General features: G+C 55.6%; 1 protein-coding gene. It reads left to right on the top strand.

Annotated features, from left to right (window positions below; translation table 11 throughout):
- Window positions 1-585, top strand: a 585-nt coding sequence (locus I6E86_RS13665; protein WP_227680672.1) for an Ig-like domain-containing protein, incomplete at both ends; no start/stop codon positions are given.

Below are 585 nucleotides of genomic sequence, written 5' to 3' on the forward strand. Positions count from 1 at the left end.
TTGATCCAACCACTGGTGCAGTCACCTTTACCCCAGAAGCAGACTTCACAGGTGATCCAACACCAGTTGAGTATGTGGTCTCTGACACAACAGGCCTAACGTCTGAGCCTGCGACTATCACCATCGATTATCCGCAAACCGCACCAGTGGCTGTGAATGATGCAAAATCAGGTGCTTCCGGCGCCACGGTTGACGTTGCCGTAGTGGGTAACGACACCGACCCTGAAAATGATATCGACCCAACCAGCGTCCTCATCACCGTGTCACCAGCAGGCGGCACCATCGCCGCTGACGGCAAATCGGTTGACGTGGCTGGTGAAGGCTCATGGGTTGTTGACCCTGTCTCAGGCGACATCACCTTCACGCCAGAAGATGGCTTTACCGGTGACCCAACGCCGATCAGCTACACGGTTAATGACGCCACAGGTTTGACCTCAAACCCTGCTACTGTCACCATCGACTACCCACAAAGCGCCCCTGTTGCCGTGAATGACAACGAGTCAGGCACTAGCGGTAGCCCAGTTGTGGTTGCCGTAGTGGGTAACGACACCGACCCTGAAAATGACATCGACCCAACCAGCGTCC

Source organism: Psychrobacter sp. SWN149, assembly GCF_015864565.1.
GTDB lineage: Bacteria > Pseudomonadota > Gammaproteobacteria > Pseudomonadales > Moraxellaceae > Psychrobacter.